General features: G+C 70.6%; 22 protein-coding genes and 2 pseudogenes. 14 read left to right on the top strand and 10 right to left on the bottom strand.

The annotated features are described in order from the left end of the window. Positions 1-195: 195 nt before the first annotated feature. From ACFWJW_RS33580 to ACFWJW_RS33570, 3 genes are all read left to right on the top strand, one after another. Positions 196-627, top strand: a complete 432-nt coding sequence (locus ACFWJW_RS33580) for an ankyrin repeat domain-containing protein (RefSeq protein WP_387248239.1) — start codon at positions 196-198, stop codon at positions 625-627. Positions 628-787: 160 nt separating this feature from the next. Continuing rightward, positions 788-1,354: an NADPH-dependent FMN reductase gene (locus tag ACFWJW_RS33575; RefSeq protein ID WP_387248236.1), complete on the top strand. Its 567-nt coding sequence runs from the start codon at positions 788-790 to the stop codon at positions 1,352-1,354. A gap of 64 nt (positions 1,355-1,418) precedes the next feature. After that, entirely contained in the window at positions 1,419-1,778 is a 360-nt protein-coding gene (locus ACFWJW_RS33570; protein WP_387248234.1) for a winged helix-turn-helix transcriptional regulator, read from the top strand. Between the two features lie 104 nt (positions 1,779-1,882). On the opposite strand, the gene ACFWJW_RS33565 is transcribed toward ACFWJW_RS33570, so the two are convergent. From ACFWJW_RS33565 to ACFWJW_RS33550, 4 genes and pseudogenes are all read right to left on the bottom strand, one after another. Further along, positions 1,883-2,119 (bottom strand): hypothetical protein, encoded by a 237-nt coding sequence (locus ACFWJW_RS33565; protein ID WP_387248231.1) that lies wholly within the window; start codon positions 2,117-2,119, stop codon positions 1,883-1,885. A gap of 173 nt (positions 2,120-2,292) precedes the next feature. Further along, complete coding sequence (locus ACFWJW_RS33560) at positions 2,293-2,454, bottom strand: hypothetical protein (RefSeq protein ID WP_387248250.1); 162 nt, start codon at positions 2,452-2,454, stop codon at positions 2,293-2,295. 293 nt (positions 2,455-2,747) lie between these two features. Continuing rightward, a pseudogene (locus ACFWJW_RS33555) lies at positions 2,748-2,936 on the bottom strand (hypothetical protein); the annotation flags it as partial. Then, a complete protein-coding gene (locus tag ACFWJW_RS33550; protein WP_387248229.1) occupies positions 2,902-3,309 on the bottom strand; it encodes a VOC family protein in 408 nt (135 codons plus the stop codon). The gene ACFWJW_RS33550 and the pseudogene ACFWJW_RS33555, both read right to left, overlap by 35 nt. A 204-nt stretch (positions 3,310-3,513) precedes the next feature. On the opposite strand from ACFWJW_RS33550, the pseudogene ACFWJW_RS33545 reads away from it, so the two are divergent. Then, a pseudogene (locus ACFWJW_RS33545) lies at positions 3,514-3,834 on the top strand (helix-turn-helix domain-containing protein); the annotation flags it as partial. A gap of 446 nt (positions 3,835-4,280) precedes the next feature. After that, a complete protein-coding gene (locus ACFWJW_RS33540) occupies positions 4,281-4,655 on the top strand; it encodes a VOC family protein (protein WP_387248227.1) in 375 nt (124 codons plus the stop codon). A gap of 47 nt (positions 4,656-4,702) precedes the next feature. Here the strand turns inward: ACFWJW_RS33540 and ACFWJW_RS33535 are convergent, their stop codons facing one another. From ACFWJW_RS33535 to ACFWJW_RS33525, 3 genes are all read right to left on the bottom strand, one after another. Then, positions 4,703-5,695 (bottom strand): aldo/keto reductase, encoded by a 993-nt coding sequence (locus ACFWJW_RS33535; RefSeq protein ID WP_387248225.1) that lies wholly within the window; start codon positions 5,693-5,695, stop codon positions 4,703-4,705. Between the two features lie 388 nt (positions 5,696-6,083). Beyond that, positions 6,084-6,422 carry a winged helix-turn-helix domain-containing protein gene (locus ACFWJW_RS33530; protein ID WP_387248223.1) on the bottom strand — a complete coding sequence of 113 codons (339 nt, stop codon included), beginning with the start codon at positions 6,420-6,422 and terminating at the stop codon, positions 6,084-6,086. After that, the gene (locus tag ACFWJW_RS33525) at positions 6,419-6,838 is read right to left on the bottom strand and encodes a hypothetical protein (protein ID WP_387248221.1); all 420 of its coding nucleotides are present in this window, start codon (positions 6,836-6,838) and stop codon (positions 6,419-6,421) included. Before ACFWJW_RS33525 ends, ACFWJW_RS33530 begins: the two co-directional genes overlap by 4 nt. 373 nt (positions 6,839-7,211) lie before the next feature. Between ACFWJW_RS33525 and ACFWJW_RS33520 the strand changes: the two genes are divergently transcribed. The 5 genes from ACFWJW_RS33520 to ACFWJW_RS33500 all read left to right on the top strand — a co-directional run bounded on the left by ACFWJW_RS33520 (position 7,212) and on the right by ACFWJW_RS33500 (position 10,853). Continuing rightward, positions 7,212-8,099: a putative protein N(5)-glutamine methyltransferase gene (locus tag ACFWJW_RS33520; protein WP_387248220.1), complete on the top strand. Its 888-nt coding sequence runs from the start codon at positions 7,212-7,214 to the stop codon at positions 8,097-8,099. 117 nt (positions 8,100-8,216) lie between these two features. Continuing rightward, positions 8,217-9,182, top strand: a complete 966-nt coding sequence (locus ACFWJW_RS33515; RefSeq protein WP_387248218.1) for a GNAT family N-acetyltransferase — start codon at positions 8,217-8,219, stop codon at positions 9,180-9,182. Positions 9,183-9,224: 42 nt separating this feature from the next. After that, positions 9,225-9,671, top strand: a complete 447-nt coding sequence (locus ACFWJW_RS33510) for a helix-turn-helix domain-containing protein (RefSeq protein ID WP_387248216.1) — start codon at positions 9,225-9,227, stop codon at positions 9,669-9,671. Between the two features lie 33 nt (positions 9,672-9,704). Further along, the gene (locus ACFWJW_RS33505) at positions 9,705-10,322 is read left to right on the top strand and encodes a hypothetical protein (RefSeq protein ID WP_387248214.1); all 618 of its coding nucleotides are present in this window, start codon (positions 9,705-9,707) and stop codon (positions 10,320-10,322) included. Positions 10,323-10,508: 186 nt separating this feature from the next. Further along, on the top strand, positions 10,509-10,853 hold the full coding sequence (locus ACFWJW_RS33500) for a DUF2516 family protein (protein ID WP_018093407.1): 345 nt from the start codon (positions 10,509-10,511) through the stop codon (positions 10,851-10,853). A gap of 85 nt (positions 10,854-10,938) precedes the next feature. Here the strand turns inward: ACFWJW_RS33500 and ACFWJW_RS33495 are convergent, their stop codons facing one another. Next, positions 10,939-12,366, bottom strand: a complete 1,428-nt coding sequence (locus tag ACFWJW_RS33495) for a PP2C family protein-serine/threonine phosphatase (RefSeq protein WP_387248212.1) — start codon at positions 12,364-12,366, stop codon at positions 10,939-10,941. Between the two features lie 297 nt (positions 12,367-12,663). Further along, the gene (locus ACFWJW_RS33490; protein ID WP_387248210.1) at positions 12,664-13,773 is read right to left on the bottom strand and encodes an NlpC/P60 family protein; all 1,110 of its coding nucleotides are present in this window, start codon (positions 13,771-13,773) and stop codon (positions 12,664-12,666) included. A gap of 427 nt (positions 13,774-14,200) precedes the next feature. Here ACFWJW_RS33490 and pstS point away from each other — a divergent pair, with 427 nt between their 5' ends. The 4 genes from pstS (at position 14,201) to pstB (ending at position 18,333) form a co-directional block, all read left to right on the top strand. After that, positions 14,201-15,316 carry a phosphate ABC transporter substrate-binding protein PstS gene (pstS, locus tag ACFWJW_RS33485; protein WP_387248208.1) on the top strand — a complete coding sequence of 372 codons (1,116 nt, stop codon included), beginning with the start codon at positions 14,201-14,203 and terminating at the stop codon, positions 15,314-15,316. A gap of 138 nt (positions 15,317-15,454) precedes the next feature. Continuing rightward, positions 15,455-16,450 (top strand): phosphate ABC transporter permease subunit PstC, encoded by a 996-nt coding sequence (pstC, locus tag ACFWJW_RS33480; RefSeq protein WP_387248206.1) that lies wholly within the window; start codon positions 15,455-15,457, stop codon positions 16,448-16,450. Further along, a complete protein-coding gene (gene pstA / locus ACFWJW_RS33475) occupies positions 16,447-17,526 on the top strand; it encodes a phosphate ABC transporter permease PstA (protein WP_387248204.1) in 1,080 nt (359 codons plus the stop codon). The genes pstC and pstA overlap by 4 nt, the downstream gene beginning before the upstream one ends. 30 nt (positions 17,527-17,556) lie before the next feature. Further along, entirely contained in the window at positions 17,557-18,333 is a 777-nt protein-coding gene (gene pstB, locus ACFWJW_RS33470) for a phosphate ABC transporter ATP-binding protein PstB (protein ID WP_085927975.1), read from the top strand. 176 nt (positions 18,334-18,509) lie between these two features. Here pstB and ACFWJW_RS33465 read toward each other — a convergent pair whose 3' ends face one another. Then, a complete protein-coding gene (locus ACFWJW_RS33465) occupies positions 18,510-19,508 on the bottom strand; it encodes an inorganic phosphate transporter (RefSeq protein WP_235468487.1) in 999 nt (332 codons plus the stop codon). Positions 19,509-19,514: the final 6 nt, after the last annotated feature.

Below are 19,514 nucleotides of genomic sequence, written 5' to 3'. Positions count from 1 at the left end.
GAGCAGGGCCGCCCGCGCCGAGGACGGGGTACCGGGCGTCCCCTCCGACCCGCCACCCACCCGCCGTAGGCGCAACCGGCCCAAGCCCACGGCAAACCCGCCCAGCATGGCTGCCGCAACCGCGATGGCCTGCATAAAGTGGCGATGACACGGTGCACGCACGTATCACCCACCAACAGCAGGAGGCCGGCGACCATGAGCGACGCGAATTCCGAGCCGCAGGGGCCCGAGGCGATCGAGCACGCGCACGACCCCGAGGTGCTACAGCTCGCGGCCAAGGTGTTCGACCTGGCGCGGCACGGGGACACCGACACGGTCGCCGCCTACGTGGACGCGGGCGTGCCCGCCAACCTGACGAACGACAAGGGCGACTCGCTGGTGATGCTGGCGGCATACCACGGCCACCCCGCCACCGTGGAGGCCCTGTTGCAGCGCGGCGCCGACGTGGACCGCCCCAACGACCGCGGCCAGACCCCCCTCGCCGGCGCGGTGTTCAAGGCCGAGGACGAGGTCGTCAAGGTCCTGATGGCACACGGCGCGGACCCGACGGCAGGCACTCCGTCGGCGATCGACACGGCCCGGATGTTCGAGAAGGCGGAGCTGCTGAAGCTGTTCGGGGCGGAGTAACCCGGTGGGCGGCCCGGTGGGTGGGGCCCGGTAGTTGAGGCCCGGCCCACTGCCCGTGGGCCAACGGCTTGACCTCAAGTTCGCTTGAGGTTCTAGCGTCGGGTTCGAGACGGCATCCCGCCGCTCACCGACCCGCGCCGCACGCCACGAAGGGCCCCGCATGTCCGAGCACCCCTACCGCCTCGCAGTGATCATCGGCAGCACCCGGGAGGGCCGGTTCGCGCCCGTCATCGCGAACTGGTTCACCCGGCACACCGAGGGCCACCCGCACATCGACGTGGACGTCATCGACCTGGACGCCGTCCGCCCGTACGAACTCCGGTACGGCAGCGAGGAGTACGAGACCTTCGCCAAGCGCGTCGACGCGGCGGACGCCTTCGTCGTGATCACCCCGGAGTACAACCACTCCTTCCCGGCCCCGCTCAAGCACGCGATCGACCTGCTGCATCCCCAGTGGCAGGCCAAGCCGGTCGGCTTCGTGTCGTACGGCGGGATCTCCGGCGGCCTCCGTGCCGTCGAGCAACTGCGGCTGGTCTTCGCCGAGTTGCACGCCACCACCGTGCGCGAAACGGTGAGCTTCCCGCTCGCCGGCGACCTCTTCGACGACACGGGCCACCTGCACGACCCGGCCCCCGCCGCACAGGCCGCCGACACCCTGCTCCACCAGCTCACCTGGTGGGCGGTGGCCCTCCGCGAGGCCCGCGCCACCCGGCCGTACGGCGGCTGAGGCCCGCCGGTCCGGTCCGCGTCCGATACTTGGCCCGGCAAATGGACCGGATCAGGGGGGCACCATGAGTGCACGCAAGGGGCCGTACGAATGCGGGCTGGACGCCGCGGTGGACGTGATCGGCGGCAAATGGAAGGTGCTGCTGCTGTGGGCGCTGGCTCAGGGCCCACAGCGGTTCGGTGAGCTGCGGCGGGAGTTGCCGAAGATCAGCGAGAAGGTGCTGACGCAGCAGCTGCGCGAACTGGAGGCCGACGGCATCGTGCACCGCGAGAGCTTTGCGCAGGTGGTGCCGAAGGTCGAGTACTCGCTCACCGACTTCGGCGTCTCCCTGAACGAGGCGCTGGCCCCTCTCGGCGCCTGGGGCCGCGCTCATATGGCCCACCTGGAGGCCACCTATCCCCAGCGCCATCCAACGGAGGTCTGAGCGCCGCATCCCGTGCGCCCGGGGCCTCCGCGGTGCTCAGGTACCTGGCGGCCCCGGGCGCATCCGTGGCACTCGGACGCGCCCGGGGGCCGCCGCCAGGGCCCTCAGATACTCTCCGTACCTCCGGCGGATCCGGGAGAGTCCGCCTGGTGCTGCGCGCGGGCGGCGGCCAGCGCCCGCTCGAAGCCGTGCTGCGTGGCGTCGCACCACTCCAGGAGATCCCTGAGCAGCTCCCGCAGATTCCCGCCCGGACTCCGCTGCCAGCCCGCTTCGGACAGCCCGTAGACCCGCAGCACCTCCTCGGCCCGCGCCACCCGCTCCTCACTCCCCGCCGTCGTCATATCGCCCCGCCTCATCAGTTGTCGGCTCCGCCCCGCGTCAACCGGACCTGCTCCAGGCTCCGTTCGGGCGCGTAACGGTTCCAATGCAACCGCATCGGAAACCTGGCGGGCAACCTGAATTCGCCGGCCCTCAATTCGCCGACCGCAGTTCATCGGCCCTCCTCCGCCTTCCCTCAGACGCACCGCCCCCGCACCGCCGTCGCGAGATGCACCTTCATTCCGCACGGAATGCGGCCGTCCGGCAGCGCCCTCGCCGCCGACTCCGCCTCGAAGCGGGCCCGCAGCTCCGCCGTGACCGCGGGGTCGAGCGGCCCGAGGTCGTAGTACGTGCCCACGATCCGCCAGACCCGTTCCGGCGACCGGTCAGGTCGAGCCGTACGGTCTTCCACTCCGCCGGGGCGAATCCGGCGGGGCGGAAGACCGCGACGAAACCCTCGCGGGTCCGCAGCCTGGGGTCCCCGAGCGGCGGAATCCGCTGGGCCGCGGGGGCCGCCTCGAACAGCGGGCGCGCCAGCCGCAGAAAGCGCTCGCACGCCTCGCCGCCCGCCGCACCGGCCCCGAGGACGACGGCCAGCGTGCCGCCCGGCGCCAGCACCCGTGCCACCTCCGCCGCGACCCGTTCCGCCTCACTCATCAGCATCAGCGCCATATGGGATACGCAGCCGTCGAACCGGCCGTCACTGAAGGGGAGTTGCTGCGCTCGGCCGACTCGGAAGCCGGCTCCGCCGAGCCTAGGAGCCGGCCCCAAGAGCGGGCCCTGGGAGCGGCCGCGGCCGCCACGCTCAGCTCTCGGGACGTTCCTGGAGTGCCCAGCCATTGCCGTCCGGGTCGCTGAAGTAGACGAACGAGTTCCATGCCCCGCCGGGGCCGTCCGCCATCGCGCCGTCCTCGACGTGCTGCACGGGGCCGGCCGCCACTCCCCGTTCGACCAGTTGCGCACGGGCCGCGGCGATATCGGAGACCACCAGCTGCAACCCCTGTAGGGAACCGGGCTTCTCCTCCATGACGCCGGTGCCCGCGCCGATGACGATCGAGCAGCCCGACCCCGGCGGCGTCAGCTGCACGATGCGCGCTTCGTCGCCGATGCACATGTCGTGATCGACGGCGAAGCCCATCTGTTCGCTGTAGAAGCGCTTCGCCCGCTCCACATCGGTGACCGGAACCGGTACCAGTTCGAGCTTCCAGTCCATGGCGCGCCGTCCTTCCGTACGGGCGACGGCCCCTGCACAGCGGCCGTCGGCACCGGCCTTGTCGCGCTGCAAGAAGTCTAAGGAGCGGGGCGGGGAGGCGCGCATCCATTGACGGAGTGAGTACTCACTCCGTACTGTGCCGCCATGACACCACCCCCCTCCCGCCGACGCGCCCCCGGCATGAGCGTCGAGGAGCGCCGGGCCATGATCGTGGCCGCCGCGCTGCCGCTCGTGGCGGAATACGGCGCGGCCGTCACCACCAGCCAGATCGCCCGCGCCGCCGGCATCGGGGAAGGCACGATCTTCCGGGCCTTCACGGACAAGGACGAGCTGCTGGACGCCTGTGTCACCGAGGCGGTCGGCACCGATCATGTGCTGCGCGAGCTCGCCTCGATCTCCCTGGACACACCGCTTGCCACCCGGCTGGCCGAAGCCGCCGAGGCGCTGCGCGCCCATATGGAACGCATGGGCACCGTCATCGGCGCCCTCCACGCCTCGGGACACCGGCGAGGCCGCGGCCCCGGCACCGGCAGCCGGGCCGGGAGGGCTTCCCTGCCGGACGGCCGGGACGGGACGGCTTCCGAGTCGGAGGGCCGGGACGGGGAGGGTTCCCCTCCCGACGGCCGGGACGGGAAGGCTCCCCAGATGGACGGCCGGAACGGGGAAGCAGCCCCGCCGACCGGCCGGAACGGGGAAGCTCCGCCGCCGGACGGCCGGGGTGGGGACGTTCCACCGCCGGACAGTCGGACGCAGTCCGTCACCGCCCTGCGCAACGCCGTCATCGAGCTGCTCGAACCCGACCGGGCCGCCTTCCGCCTGAGCCCCGAGAAGGTCGCCGCCGCCTTTCTGGCCCTGCTCTTCACCCGGCTACAGGGCCCGGCGCCGGCGCAGGAGGCCGACGCGCCACTCACCGCCGACGAACTCATCGCCATCCTGCTGCACGGCACCCTCAACGCCCCCGGGAGCGCCTCATGACCGTGACCCTCAACCACACCATCGTCCCGGCCGCCGATCACCGCGCGGCCGCCCACTTCTTCGCCTCGGTCATGGGCCTGCCGGAACTCCCGCCGGCCGGCCGCCATGGACACTTCCTCCCGGTCCGGGTGAACGAGACGCTCACCCTCGACTTCATGACCGCGCCGGACGCCGCGGGCCACCACCTCGCCTTCGACGTCGACCCCGACACCTTCGACGCAATCCTCACCCGCCTCCAGACCGCCGGCATCCCCTACGGCAACACCCCCACCGAGCCGGACAACCGCCGCACCGACCACCCCCTGTGCCCCCGCGGCCTCTTCTTCCGCGACGCCTCCCACAACCTCTACGAGGTCATGTCACCGGAGTGACCAGCCACCAGCCGTCAGCCCCCTCGCCCGGGCCCGTCCTCAGCGCCTCACCCGTCGACGAACGTCAGGCTGACCTCGTCGTACCGGGTTCCGGCTATCTGGCCGGCCGGGGCGGCCGCGTCGATCGCGGCGAGTTCCTCGGTGGTCAGCTCAATCGCGAGGGCGCCGAGGTTCTCTTCCAGGTACTTCTGGCGGCGGGTGCCGGGGATCGGCACGACATCGGCTCCGCGGTGCTGCACCCAGGCCAGGGCGAGCTGGCCGGCGCTGACGCCCTTCTCGGCGGCGAGTTCGTCGAGCTTCTCCACGATCGCCAGGTTCTGCTCCAGGTTGCCGTCGGCGAAGCGCGGCTGGCTGCGGCGCATGTCGGACTCCGACAGGTCCTTCGCCGAGGTGTAACGCCCGGTCAGGAATCCGCGGCCGAGCGGCGAGAACGGCACCAGACCGATGCCGAGTTCGCGGCACACCGGTGCGATCTCTTCCTCCAGGACGCGGGTCCACAGCGACCATTCGCTCTGGAGCGCGGCGATCGGATGCACCGCATGCGCGCGGCGGATGGTCGCCGCACTCGCCTCGGACAGCCCGAGGTGGCGCACCTTCCCGGCCGCGACGAGTTCGGCCATGGCACCGACGGTCTCCTCGATCGGCACCTCGGGGTCGACGCGGTGCTGGTAGTAGAGGTCGATGTGGTCGACCCCGAGCCGGCGCAGGGACGCGTCGCAGGCCGCTCGTACGTAGGCGGCGTCGCCCCGGATCGCGGTCGGCTCGCCGAGGGTGTTGGCGAAGCCGAACTTCGTCGCCAGCACCACCTCGTCCCGCCGTCCGGCGATGGCCCGGCCGATCAGCTCCTCGTTGTGTCCCGCACCGTAGAAGTCGGAGGTGTCCAGGAGGCTGACGCCGAGGTCGAGCGCGTGGTTGATGGTCGCGGTCGACTGCGCGTCGTCCGACTCCCCGTAGCCGTGGCTCATGCCCATGCAACCGAGCCCCTGCGCGGAAACCTCCAGCTCACCGAGGTGACGCGTCGGGATGTTCGTCGTGGTCATGTTGCTGCTACCTCCTGGACGTGCGGTGGACGGATCTGAATCCCGGAACCTGCTCAGAGCCCCCGAGCTCCCAGCGCCCTGATCTCTGAGCCCTGAGTCCGGGGCCCATGTGGCGGACCTGTCCCGTAATCCCGTCCCGGACGGTATGAGTTGGAGTGCGCTCCAAGTCAACAGGGATTCATTCAGGCCGGGTTGGACCGACCGAAGGTGAGCAGGTGGGGGTTGGTCAGGAGGGGGTTAGGCAGGACGGGTTGGGCAGGACGGAGGTTTGGCGGGCGAGTGTCGGCTCGCTGGTACGGCGCGCCCGACAGCCGCCCCTCCGACAGCCCGGCGTCCACGTCCTGCGTCCCGCCTCCCGCGTCCTGCGCCCTGCGCCCCGCGCCCCGCGTCAGCCGCCGTCGGCGCCGTCTCCCGCTATCGCGCGCAGGGCCTGGCAGTGCGCGGCGAAGGCGGTCCGGCCGCCGGGTGTCAGGGCGAGCCACGTACGCGGGCGCTTGCCGACGTATCCCTTGGTGACGGCGACATAGCCGGCCTTCTCCAGGGTGGCGACCTGTCGCGAGAGGACCGAGTCGCTCACCTCGACGGTGTCGCGGACGAAGGCGAACTCGGCCTTGTCGGCGGCCGCCAGGGTCGCCACGATGGAGAAGCGGACCGGGGCGTGAATCACCTCGTCGAGTTCATGACGTGGATGACCCCAAGGCGATGCCCCCGGACTCGATTCGGTCACCGCCGCGCCTCCAGATAGCCGCCTATCAGCCCGGGAAGGGCCACCACCACTGCGCCGGGGACCCACCATGACGCGGCGCCCTGATGCCACATCACTCCGGGGAACAGCACCGCGAGGTAGAGCAGCGTCCACACCATGATCAGGCCGACATGCCGTCGGCCGAACCCGCGCCGGGAAACGCGCTGCCGGACCGCGTAGACCGACAACCCGGCGATGGTGGCCATCCACATGCCGATGCCGATCGCCACCCCATGGGGCGGGGGCAACAGTCCGATGGACAGCACCATGACCGCGGCCGCGCAGCCGTAGATCACTTGATAGCGGACATACCACTTCGAGCTCTTCCGCACCGTCGAGTTCAGCTCCTGCACTCGGGCCAGTGCGGCCGCCGCGTCTTGTGAGGCGTACTCCCCCATGCCGGTTCCCCCAGTCCGATGATCCGACTTCCTGCATTCAGCGTGACAAGTACTTTCCGATCTGACAAGTACTTTCCAGCCATTGTGAGTTGGCCTCGGAGATGGCGATCCCGCGCCCCCGCGGCGTCCGGGGCGGGAGACAGCAGTCGCGGGACCGGCCACGCCACGACCGCCTGGGCGGCGAGGCCCAGGTCAGGTAGGGTGGCGCTGCCATCAGTGAACCGACCGAGGAGGTGAGACCGATTCCCCGCCAGACCAGGCAGGTGCTCCCGGCTCACGTCCGTGCGGTCCACCCGATGCAGGTGACCCTCCGGCACACGTGACCCGGGAAGCGCACTCGGCGCCCCGAAAGGCTCACATGTCGTCATCTCCGATGCCGTCCCACCCGTCACCGCTCCCATCGCCCCTCCCGGCCCCCCTCTCCGCACCTCACTCCGCACCGCACTCCCGCTCCACCGTCATCAGCGAACTGCGCGCCGCCGGCTGTGTCTTCGCCGAGGACGAGGCGGAGCTGCTCCTCTCCACCGCGCGTACCGCGGCTGAACTCGCCGCCATGGTGGAACGGCGCGTCATCGGCCTGCCCCTGGAACACGTCGTTGGCTGGGCGGAGTTCTACGGCCGGCGGGTGAGCGTCGATCCCGGCGTCTTCGTGCCGCGCCGCCGCACCGAGTTCCTCGTGGGCCAGGCCGTCGGCCTCGGACGCCGGGCCGGCGACCGCACCGGGCGGGCCCCGGTCGTCGTCGACCTGTGCTGCGGATCCGGCGCGGTGGGCGCCGTATTGGCCGATGCCCTGGACCGGATCGAGCTGTACGCGGCGGACATCGAGCCCGCCGCGGTGCGCTGCGCCCGCCGCAATGTCGTTCCCGCCGGGGGCGAGGTGTACGAGGGCGATCTCTTCGACGCCCTGCCCGGCGGCCTCCGGGGCCGTATCGACGTTCTGGTGGCCAACGTTCCCTACGTACCGACCGGCGAGGTCGGGCTGCTGCCGCCCGAGGCCCGTGAGTACGAGCCGATGGTGGCGCTCGACGGCGGTGCGGACGGGCTCGACGTCCTGCGACGGGTGACGGCTGCGGCGCCGCAGTGGCTGGCGCCAGGAGGCCATCTGCTGGTCGAGGCGAGCGAACGGCAGGCCCCGCACGCGGTCGGCGCCTTCACCCGCAACGGGCTGGTCCCCAGGGTGACCGGCTCCGAGGAGCTCTACGCCACGGTCATCATCGGGACCCGGCCGGCGGAGGGGCAGGACATAGCAGGGCTGCCGTAAAACGTCCCCGCCCCGTGATCCCGCCCCCCGCATAACTCCATTGCCCGGCAGACGGCGGCCCGGTCACCCTGGCACCGGAGCAGGTCACGTCGTCGACCCAGGTGAGGCCAACACCCCATGCAGCGCCATGAGTACACCGGTCCTGTGGCGTTGCGCGCCATGCAGAGCCTGGCCGGCCACCTCTTCCCGGACAGCGGCTACCGGCACATCGGGGACCCCACCTGGGCCTGGTGTCTCGCCCTCGACCGGGAGGACGGCAACCCGACGGCCGTCTGGACGAACGGGGGCGGGGACCGGGTCAGGGGCGGCGTCAGGGACGGCATCAGGGGCGGGGATGCGCACGCGGCCGGATGCCCCGCCCCCGGCCGGACGACGGTCTGGGCGTGGCTGGAACTGCCGGGCAGTCTCCAGTTCCAGGTCGACCCGGCGCACCCGGAGCTGGCCGACGAGGTGCTCGCCTGGGCTGTCGGGCGAGCCGCGGCGGGGCGAACTGCGGGCGGCGCGCTGAGCGTTGAGGTCGCGGAGACCAAGCCGCATCTGATGGCCGCGCTGGAACGGCACGGCCGCACCCGTAGGGACGGTGAACCGTTCATGCTCTGCCCGGGCCGGTCGCTCGCGGAGCCGCCGGACGCACCGGCGCTGCCGGCCGGCTATCGGATCCGCGCGCAGCACAGCCCTGCCGATGTGGCGGGCCGGGCGGCGGCCCACCGCGCCGCGTTCGGGTCGAAGCGGGTGACCACCGAGCGGCATGCGCGGATGCGGGAAACCTGGCCGTACCGGGCCGAGTTCGACCTCGTCGCGGTCTCTCCCGCCGGTGAGGTCGCCGCCTATTGCCAGGGCTGGTACGACGCGGCCAACGGCGTCGGCGCGTTCGAGCCGGTCGGCACCCACCCCGAGCACCGCCGGCGCGGTCCGGCCCGTGCCGTCTGCCTCGCGGTGCTGCGCGCGTTCGCCGCGGCCGGCGCCCGGCGCACCCCCCGCCCCCGTCGGGCACCCGGCAAGCAAGGAACCGGCCACCCGGCCCGGCGCCCCCACCCGCCGGCCGCACCCCCCGGCCGCACCCGACCGGACCACTATTGCTAGCGCTTGCTTGCAATAGTTAGCACGGCGAGGCACCATCGAGGTATGGCATCACTCAATGTCGGCAATCTCGGCGAGTTCCTGCGGGAGCAGCGGCGCACGGCGCAGCTGAGTCTGCGGCAGCTCGCGGATGCCGCCGGGGTGTCCAATCCGTACCTCAGCCAGATCGAGCGCGGCTTGCGCAAGCCGAGCGCGGAGATTCTTCAGCAGCTCGCCAGGGCGCTGCGGATATCCGCGGAGACGCTGTACGTCCAGGCCGGGATCCTGGACGAGCGGCGCGGTCTGGACGGGGTCGAGGTGCAGACCGCGATACTCACCGACCCGGCGCTGAACGAGCGGCAGAAGCAGGTCCTGCTCCAGATCTACGAGTCCTTCCGCAAGGAGAACGGGCTCGGGAGCGACGGCAAGGACGCCGCTGCGAGCGGACATGAGGACGGGCGCGGCACGGAGCCCCTTGAGACAGAGGCCGACGGCGGCCCGCACGCCACCTGAGCAACCGATTCCGTTTCCAGGAGGAACAACGCCATGGCCATCAACACCGATGACCTCCGCAAGGCCCTGACCGACGCGACCCCGCTGTACGCCCTGGCCGGCACCGTCGACCTGGCCGCCGAGAAGCTCGGCGAGGTCCCGCAGTTCGTCGAGAAGATCCGCGCCGAGGCGCCCAAGCGCTTCGAGTCCGTACGCAGCACCGACCCCAAGGACGTCCAGGCCCTGGTCAGCAAGCAGGCCAAGGACGCCCAGGACAAGCTCACCGAGCTGCTGGGGTCGCTGGACGGCGACATCAAGAAGGTCCGCGACCAGGCGCAGGAGCTGGCGCTTCAGGGCGTGGGCCGGGCCGCCGAGGCCGTCGTCCGGGCCCGTGAGGGCTACGAGGAGCTGGCCGAGCGCGGCCGGGGCGCCGTGGCGACCTGGCGCGGCGAGGCCGCCGACCAGGTCGAGGACCTCGCGGTGGCGATCGAGCCGGAGCCGGCGCAGAAGCCCGCCAACAAGAGCGGCGCGAAGAGCCAGGCCGCCAACGGGACCAAGGCGGAGACCAAGGCCACCCCGTCGACGCAGCCCAAGCCGGCCGCGCCGAAGAAGCCGGTCGCGCAGCGCAAGCCGGCGCCGGCGAAGAAGAGCACCCCGCCGTCCGCCAAGTGACCGCGGAGCACCGCGTGAGTGGGCTGTGAGCCGGCTCACCCGGCGCCGGGGGCGCCGATTGACCGCACGGGCCGGGCACACTTCAGGTGCCCGGTCCGTTGTGCGGGTACGGTGGGGCCGCATGGGCGGCCGACGGCCGCAGCAGCGGACCGAGACGACACGACGGGCGAACGGGCGGTGCAGGGCGTGCTGATTTACGGGTTCCAGAGCATTCTGAGCTGGGTGCAGCTCGCCCTGGGTGTCTATGCCGCCGTGATGCTGATCGACGCGGCCGTGCGGCGGGAGGACGCCTATCGCGCCGCGAGCAAGCAGACCAAGGGCATGTGGCTGATCTTCCTCGCCTTGGCCACGGCGCTGCTGTTCATCCTGCCGATCATGTCGTTCCTGCCGGTCATCGGCGTGATCGCGGTGATCGTCTACACCGTCGACGTGCGGCCGGCGCTCCGGGAGGTCTCCGGCGGTGGCCGCGGGCCGCGCCGCGGGGGCTCCAGCTCGGACGGGCCGTACGGGCCCTACAACGGCGGGCGCTGAGCCGCACCGGGCCTTCCGGCCCACGGGGCCCGTGGCGGGCGCCGAGCCGCGCCGAGCCGCCCGGCTTCGGCGGCCCGCGGTTCCGTCAGCGCCGGTCCAGCAGCAGGACGGCCACGTCGTCCGTCAGCTCGCCGCCGTTCAGATCGCGGACCTCCCTGACCGACGCGTCCAGCAGCTCCTCGCCGCTGAGACCGGCCGCCATCTGGCGGCTGACCAGCTCGGTCATGCCTTCCTGGCCGAGGCGCTGGTTGCCCTTGCCGATCCGGCCCTCGATCAGGCCGTCGGTGTACATCATCAGGCTCCAGGAGCCGCCCAGCTCGACCTGCCGGCGCGGCCAGCGGGCGTTCGGGAGCAGGCCGAGCGCCGGGCCGCCGAATTCGTACGGCAGCAGGTCCGGGCGCTCGCCGGCCCGGGCCAGCAGCGGTGCGGGGTGGCCGGCCAGGCAGAGCCCGGCGCGGCGGCCGTCCGCGGAGATGTCGACGGTGCACAGCGTCGCGAAGATCTCGTCGTCCGCGCGCTCGTGCTCCAGCACCTTCTGGAGGGTGGCGAGCAGCTCGTCGCCGCAGAGTCCGGCGAAGGTCAGCGCGCGCCAGGCGATCCGCAGCTCGACGCCGAGGGCGGCCTCGTCCGGGCCGTGGCCGCAGACATCGCCGATCATCGCGTGGACGGTGCCGTCCGGGGTGCGGACGGTGTCGTAGAAGTCGCCGCCGAGCAGCGCGCGGCTGCGGCCGGGGCGGTAGCAGGCGGCGAACCGGAGGTCGGAGCCGTCCAGCAGGGGCGTGGGCAGGAGGCCGCGCTCCAGGCGGGCGTTCTCCTGGGCGAGCATCCGCGACTCGGTCAGCTGGCGCTGGGCGAGGTCGGCACGTTTGCGTTCGACGGCGTAGCGGACCGCGCGGCTGAGGACCGCGCCGTCCAGCTCGTCGCGGAAGAGGTAGTCCTGGGCGCCGACGCGGACGGCGTCGGCGGCGCGCTCGGCGTCCGTCTCGTAGGTGAGGACGAGGACGGCGTGCGAGGTCGCCATGCGCAGTACGTCGTGCAGCATGCCCAGGGCGTCCCCGGGGACGCCGTCGCCGTCAGGGTCGGCATGGGGCTCCGCCGGGGGCAGGTCGAGCAGGATGCAGTGCACATCGTCGGTGAGCAGCCGCTCGGCCTCGGTGAGGTTGCGGGCGGTCCGCAGGCGCACCTTGCGGCCGGCCCAGTCCCACATCTCGGGGACATGGCTGTTGGGGTCCTCGCCGATGAGGAGCAGGGTCAGGCCCTGGTGCAGCGGTCCGCGATCGGCCGAAAATCGCTCTTCGGCAGGCTGGGGCTGCCCGGACTCCGGGAAGCCCTGCGGTGCCGGGCGGGCGGTTTCCTGGCCGACGGCGGGCGATGGGACGCTCATGCCCCGGGCCGTCGCGTCCCCCGCGCCCGGCGCGTCGGCGACCCGCGCGGTATCCGCGCAGGCGTCGTCCGCCGGTCCTGCCTGATGCGGCAGCACGACCGACCGCTGGTGCGGTACGGGTACGGGCATTGGTCTGCTTCCTTCCCTCCCCCCGAGGGGTGCGGCGGGGCGCCGACGGCGCGCCACCGTGCCCGGCTCCACGTCGCTCGTCGGTCAAATGAGTGGGCCGTGCCGGGCACTGACAGGCGACCATAGCGTCAGTACGGAGAGGTTTGGAATGCCCGGCGGCAATCGGCCATCGTCATATGCCGCACCCGATAAGCCATTTGACCTGGGGAGGGCGGAATGCGGAATGACGAACATCACCCCGCTTGAGTGCATTCAGCTACGCCGCGACAACCCTCAGACAGCAAGAAATCCGGTCATTCATCGTCCATTGTGACGCGCGCCATCGTCATCGCCCCCGCCATCGGGGCGGACGACGCCGAGGATCGGCATGGAACCGGCGCCGGTGATCGTCACCTGCCGGCCGGGACGCGGGGCATGGACAATCGCGCCGTCACCGAGATACATCCCGACATGACTGGCATCCGAGAAGTAAATGATCAGATCGCCCGGCCGCATATCCCTGAGGCCGACCCGGGGCAGCTGCCGCCACTGCTCCTGTGAGGTGCGCGGAATCGTGTGGCCACCGGCCTGCCAGGCCCGCAGCGTCAGCCCGGAGCAGTCGAAGGTGTCCGGCCCCTCGGCGCCCCAGACATAGTCCTTGCCGAGCTGTGCGGTGGCGAAGGAAATCGCTTTCTTGCCGGCCGCCGACGCTTTGTTGCTGATGTCTTTCAGCACGCCGGAGTCGAGCCACTTCTGCTGCCGCGCGAAGGCTTGGGCGTCCTCCAGCTTCTTCAGCCGGTCCTTTTCCTTGGCGGCCAGCCGGGATTCCAGCTGCTTTGCCTCGTCGATCTTTTTCTTGATGTCCCGCCGGGCGCTTTCCTTCTTCTTGCGGTTCGCCTCCAGCTGCTCCCAGCGGTCCGTGGCGGAGTCCGAATACTTCTCCAAGTCACCCTTGAGACGCCCGAGTTGACTGATCACACGCTTGGCGGCGAACTGTCCCTTACGGGCCAGGGTGGCATTGTCGAGAAAGCCTTCCGGGTCGGTGTCGAGCATCAGTTTCGCCTCGGAGGGCAGCCCGCCACCGCGGTACTGGGCGCTGGCCAGCGAGCCCGCCTGCCGCTTGAGGGCGGCCAGCTTGCGCTGGGTGCGGTCGATGCTGCGGGCCAGCCTGACGATCTCCTTCTGCTGGAGCCCGACCTGCTCCTCGGCGGCGTTATAGGCGTCGGTGGCCTGCTCGGCCTTGCGGTAGAGGGCCTCGACCTTCTTGCGTACGTCGTCGAGGCGGCGGGCGTCGGCGTCCGCGGCGGCCGCGGCGTCCCCGGCCCGCCGGGCGTCCGCGGACGGGTTCTTCGGGTCATCGGCGTAGGCGGCCGTGGCCGTACCGCCGAGCAGCCCCATCGCGCACAGGACGACGGTGGTGGACGCCACCAGCCGGCGGCCTCTTACTCCCCATGCCCCCCGCATGCCCCGTACATCCCGTACGTCCCGAACGCCCTGCTGTGCCCCCTGGCTCCCCACCAGCCACCTCCGGTCGTTCCGCACCGATATCGCCTTGCCTCCGGCGCGGATGCTGCCATACCGACTGGTAATTCAACAGGGTGACGGGCCGTTTCGCACCAGTCAGCGAGCACTTCTCCCCCCGCACCCAGCCGATGGCCGAGGTTCACCCTGCGTTCACTCTCCTCCATCGGCCGCTTCACCTGATCTACCTAATTTCAGCCGTACCGAGTGCGCGCCATGCCCACAGCGCAAGCGCGACCCGGCTAGCTGGCATCGCACGACCGCGACAGCCAATGCCCTGCTCACCACCTCGCACGCCGACGAAGCGGCGCGCCCCAGGAAGGAACTCTCGACAGTGAAGCTTCAGCGCAAGAACCGGGTTCGCGCCCTCGCCGTTGGCGCTCTCGCCGTCTCCGGTGCCCTGGCCCTGTCCGCGTGCGGCTCCGATGACACCACCGGTGCTGGTGGCGGTGGCGCCGCCAAGCCGTCCAACATCAAGTGCGACGGCAAGGGCAAGCTGCTCGCGTCCGGCTCGTCCGCGCAGAAGAACGCCATGGACGTCTGGGTACAGAACTACGCGGGCGCCTGCAAGGGCACGGAGATCAACTACCAGCCGACCGGCTCCGGTGCCGGTGTGACCACCTTCCTCCAGGGTCAGACCGCCTTCGCCGGCTCCGACTCGGCCCTCAAGCCCGACGAGGTCACCAAGTCGAAGCAGGTCTGCAAGGGCGGCCAGGCCATCGACCTGCCGATGGTCGGCGGCCCGATCGCGGTCGGCTACAACGTCCCCGGCGTCGACAACCTGGTGCTGGACGCCAAGACCCTGTCGCAGATCTTCGACTCGAAGATCACCAAGTGGAACGACCCGGAGATCAAGAAGCTGAACCCGGACGCCAAGCTCCCGGACCTCAAGATCCAGGCGTTCCACCGCTCCGACGACTCGGGCACCACCGACAACTTCACCAAGTACCTCAAGGCCGCCGGCGACTGGAAGCACGAGCCGGCGAAGAAGTGGGAGGGCGCGGGCGGCCAGGCGGCCTCCGGCTCGGCCGGTGTCTCCTCGCAGGTCAAGCAGACCAGCGGCGCGATCTCCTACTTCGAGCTGTCGTACGCCACGGCGAGCAAGATCCAGACGGCCAAGCTGAACACCGGCGCCAAGGAGCCGGTCGAGGCCACCGTCGACAACGCCTCCAAGGCCATCTCCGAGGCCAAGCAGGTCGGCAAGGGCGATGACCTGGCCCTGGACCTCAACTACACCACCAAGGCCGAGGGTGCCTACCCGATCACCCTGGTGACGTACGAGATCGCCTGCAACAAGGGCAACAAGGCCGAGACGCTGCCCGCCACCAAGTCCTTCCTGACCTACATCTCCAGCAAGGACGGCCAGAGCGCCCTCAAGGCCCTCGGCTACGCCCCGCTGCCCACCGAGATCGCCGACAAGGTCCGCGCGACCGTCGCCAAGATCTCCTGACCTACCGGGCGGCGGCCCATGAACCGCCGTACGGTCCACAAAAGGGGGCCCCTTCACCAGGGCCCCCTTCGGGCCGCCGCCCGTCCGGTGCACCGCCGCGCCAGGAGCCGTCATCCGGCTCCGCAGACCGGAGAACCCATGAACACAGCTTCCTCCACCACCGACACCCCTCCGCCACCCCACGACGGCCGCTCGGCCATATCGGGCAAGGCGGTCCGCCCCGGTGACCGGATCTTCCTCGGACTCTCCCGGGGCTCCGGTATCGCCCTCCTGGTGATCATGGCCGCGATCGCGGTCTTCCTCACCTACCGGTCCGTGCTCGCCATCTCCGGCGACAAGGCCGACTTCTTCACCACCTGGGACTGGAACGCGAGCGGGGCGGAGCCGAAGTTCGGCATCGCGGTGCTCGCCTTCGGCACCGTCGTCAGCTCCGTGGTCGCGATGCTCCTCGCGGTCCCGGTCGCGGTCGGCATCGCGCTGTTCATCTCGCACTACGCCCCGCGCCGGCTGTCCTCGACGCTCGGCTACGTCATCGACCTGCTCGCCGCGGTGCCCAGCATCATCTACGGCCTGTGGGGCGCGCTCTTCCTCGTCCCGCATCTGACCGGCCTCTACACCTGGCTGGACGACTACCTCGGCTGGACCGGCATCTTCGAATACGGCGGCGGGGCGGCCCGATCGCTGTTCACCGTCGGCATCCTGCTCGCGATCATGATCCTGCCGATCGTGACCAGCGTCAGCCGCGAGGTGTTCCTCCAGGTCCCGAAGATGCACGAGGAAGCCGCGCTGGCCCTCGGCGCCACCCGCTGGGAAGTCATCCGGATGTCGGTGCTCCCCTTCGGCCGCTCCGGAGTCATCAGCGCCTCCATGCTGGGCCTGGGCCGTGCGCTCGGCGAGACGATGGCCGTCGCCACGGTCCTCTCGCCCAGCTTCCTCATCAACGCCAGCCTGCTGGATCCGGGCGGCGGCACGTTCGCCCAGAACATCGCCAGCAAGTTCAGCGAGGCCGACCAGTTCGGCCAGGACGCCCTGATCGCCTCCGGTCTCGTCCTCTTCGTGATCACGCTGCTCGTCAACGGCGCGGCCCGCCTGATCATCGCCCGTCGCAAGGAGTACTCGGGAGCCGCCGCATGAGCATCACTACTGACCGCCCCGCGGTCTCCAACGGCGGCAGCCCGCTTCCGGTCTCCCTCAAGCAGGCCCGGCTGCCGCGCTGGTCCCCGCCGGTCATCGCGCTGGCCGCGGCCGGCGCCGGCGTCGGCATCGGACTGGGCGCCGGCCTGGACAGCACGGTCCAGTGGGGCCTGATCGCCGCCGCGCTCTTCGTCCTCGGCACCTTCGCGCTGTCCGCGGCCGTCGAGGGCACCCGGCAGGCCAAGGACCGGCTGGCCACCAGCCTGGTCTGGATGGCCTTCCTGATCGCCGTCGTACCGCTGGCCTCCCTGCTGTGGGAGACCGTCAGCCGCGGCACCAAGGTCCTGGACATCTACTTCATCCAGCACTCGATGGGCACCACCCCGGACGCGCTGCCCGGCGGCGGTATCTACCACGCGATCATCGGCACGCTGGAGCAGGTCGGCCTGGCCACCCTGATCGCCGCGCCGATCGGTCTGCTCACCGCGATCTACCTCGTCGAGTACGGCCGCGGCCGGCTCGCCAAGGCCGTCACCTTCTTCGTCGACGTGATGACCGGTATCCCGTCGATCGTGGCCGGCCTGTTCATCCTCTCCGTGTGGATCCTGATCCTCGGCTTCGGCCCGTCCGGCTTCGCCGGCTCGATGGCGCTGGCGATCCTGATGATGCCGGTCGTGGTCCGCTCCACCGAAGAGATGCTCAAGCTCGTCCCGAACGAGCTGCGGGAAGCCTCGCTGGCCCTCGGCGTCCCCAAGTGGCGCACCATCCTCAAGGTCGTCCTGCCCACGTCGATCGGCGGCATCACCACCGGCGTGATGCTCTCCATCGCGCGCATCACCGGAGAGACGGCGCCCGTGCTGCTCCTGGTGTGGGGCGCGAAGACGATCAACAACAACCCGTTCGAAGATGCCCAGCAGTCACTTCCGCTCTACGTTTTCCAACAGTGGCAGCAGGGTTCCGCGGCGTCGTACGACCGCGCCTGGGCGGCGGCACTGGTCCTCATCGCCTTCGTCATGATCCTCAACCTGGTGGCCCGCGGCATCGCCCGCTGGAAGGCCCCCAAGTCCGGCCGCTGACCGCGTCCACAGAAAGAAGCAGTGATTTCCATGGCCAAGCGAATCGACGTCAGCGGCCTCTCCGCGTACTACGGCAGTCACAAGGCCATCGACGACATCTCGATGACCGTCGAGCCGCGCTCCGTGACGGCCTTCATCGGCCCGTCCGGCTGCGGCAAGTCGACCTTCCTGCGCACCCTGAACCGGATGCACGAGGTCACCCCCGGCGGCCGCGTCGAGGGCAAGGTGATGCTGGACGACGAGAACCTCTACGGCTCCGGGGTCGACCCGGTCGCCGTCCGCCGCACCGTCGGCATGGTCTTCCAGCGCCCCAACCCGTTCCCCACGATGTCGATCTTCGACAATGTGGCGGCCGGTCTGCGGCTGAACGGCTCGTACAAGAAGAGCGAGCTCAAGGACATCGTCGAGCGGTCGCTCAAGGGCGCCAACCTCTGGAACGAGGTCAAGGACCGGCTGAACAAGCCCGGTTCCGGGCTCTCCGGCGGCCAGCAGCAACGGCTGTGCATAGCCCGCGCCATCGCGGTCGAACCGCAGGTGCTGCTGATGGACGAGCCGTGCTCGGCGCTCGACCCGATCTCCACCCTCGCCATCGAGGACCTGATCGGCGAGCTCAAGGAGCGCTTCACGATCGTCATCGTGACGCACAACATGCAGCAGGCCGCCCGTGTGTCGGACCGGACCGCGTTCTTCAACCTCGCCGCCGTCGGCCAGCCCGGCAAGCTGATCGAGATCGACGACACCGAGCGGATCTTCTCCAACCCGTCGGTCCAGGCCACGGAGGACTACATCTCCGGCCGCTTCGGCTGAGCGACACGCGCGGCCCGGCCACTCCGGCCGGGCCGCCCCCACCAGCGTCCTGCGGTGCTGCATGGCGGTGCCACCGCAAGGCGAAGGGCCCGCCCCCACTTCCCGGGGGGCGGGCCCACTTGCTTGTCCGCTTGCTTGTCCGCGTCAGCCGCCGGACCGGACGGCTTGCGTCCGCGTCAGCCGAACGCCAGCTCCACGATCCAGTAGCTGCCCGCCGCGACCAGCGCCGCCGCCGGCATGGTGATGAACCAGCCCATCACGATGTTCTTGGCGACGCCCCAGCGCACCGCACGGGTGCCCTTGGTCGAGCCCACGCCCATGATCGCGGAGGTGATGACATGGGTGGTGGAGATCGGCGCGTGGAACATGAACGACGCGGTGTACATGACCGAGGCGGCCGTGGTCTCCGCGGCGAAGCCCTGCGGCGGGTCCAGCTCGATGATCCGGCGGCCCAGGGTGCGCATGATGCGCCAGCCGCCCGCGTACGTGCCGAGCGAGAGGGTGATCGCACAGGCCAGCTTGACCCACAGCGGGATGGCCGCGTTCTGGTCCTCGACGTCGGCGATGACCAGCGCCATCACCACGATGCCCATGGTCTTCTGCGCGTCCTGGAGGCCATGGCCGAGCGCCATGCCCGCCGCGGACACGGTCTGGGCTATGCGGAAGCCGCGCTTGGCCTTGTGCGGGTTGGACTTCCGGAACATCCAGAGGATCACGACCATCACGAGATAGCCGAGCACCAGACCGATGACGGGCGAGATGAACATCGGCAGGACGACCTTCTCGACCACCCCGGACCAGATCACGGTGGTGCCACCGGCGAGGGCCGCACCGACCATGCCGCCGAAGAGGGCGTGCGAGGACGACGACGGCAGACCGAAGTACCAGGTGACGAGGTTCCAGACCACCGCGCCGAGCAGCGCGGCGAAGAGGATGCCCATCCCCTTGCTGCCGTGCGGAGTGGAGATCAGCCCCTCACTGACGGTCTTGGCGACCCCGCTGCCCAGGAAGGCACCGGCGAGGTTCATCACGGCGGCCATCGCCAGCGCCGCCCGCGGGGTCAGCGCACGGGTCGAGACCGAGGTCGCGATGGCGTTCGCCGAGTCGTGGAAGCCGTTGGTGTAGGTGAAACCGAGCGCGACCGCAATGGTCACGACGAGCGCGAAGGTGTCCATGGGAGG

The organism is Streptomyces sp. NPDC127097 (assembly GCF_042724075.1).
In the GTDB taxonomy this organism is placed as follows: domain Bacteria; phylum Actinomycetota; class Actinomycetes; order Streptomycetales; family Streptomycetaceae; genus Streptomyces.
This window is presented reverse-complemented; position numbering and strand designations above follow the sequence as displayed.